Here is a 754-nt window from a genome sequence, read left to right as displayed (position 1 = left end):
TTCCTCGCGGCGGGTAAGGCCGTTGGTCAGGCGCTTGATCAGCCCCATCGGGCCGCTGTTCTCATGATCCGCGGGCCGGGTCTTGGCTTCGACCTCGGCCCTTACCACGGGCGGAAAGTCCTCCACGCGGGGCATGCGCTGCGGGGCCGCGGCCACCGGCTGCGGCATCTCGCGCTGCGGCGCGGGCTGCTGCATGACCTGCTGCGGCACCACCGGCTGCGGCTGCGGCTGGGCCGGCGGAGCCTGGAAGATCTTGCTCTGCGGCCGGAAGTCGTCGACCGGCGCGGGACGCGGCTGCTGGGCCATGGCGGCGGCGTTCGCCTCGGCGAGCTGGATCGCCTCGGCGACCGGATCGGCCGCGCGCGGCTCGTAGGCCTGCGGCTGAACCGGAGCGGGACGGATTTCAGCGGCCGGAGCCGCCGCCGGACGGGCGACCGGCTTCTGCGGCGCGCGGATCGAGATCGGCGCAGCCGCGATTTCGGCAGCCGACTTGTCGATACCTGTGGCGACGACCGACACGCGGATCACGCCTTCCAGCTCCTCGTCGAACGTGGCTCCCAGGATGATGTTGGCGTCCTGGTCGACCTCCTCGCGGATGCGGGTGGCTGCCTCGTCCACCTCGAACAGGGTCAGGTCGCGGCCGCCGGTGATCGAGATCAGCAGCCCCTTGGCGCCCTTCATCGAGGTCTCGTCGAGCAGCGGGTTGGCGATCGCGGCTTCCGCGGCGGCCATCGCGCGGCCCTCGCCCGAAGCC

At 72.3% G+C, this 754-nt stretch carries 1 pseudogene; it reads right to left on the bottom strand.

What is annotated here, in order from left to right:
* Positions 1 to 754 (bottom strand): annotated as a pseudogene (locus tag EOD07_RS36335) (cell division protein FtsZ); the annotation flags it as partial.

Source organism: Mesorhizobium sp. M2C.T.Ca.TU.002.02.1.1, assembly GCF_003997225.1.
The sequence above is the reverse complement of the archived record's forward strand: the minus strand, read 5'-3'. Positions and strand labels throughout refer to the sequence as shown.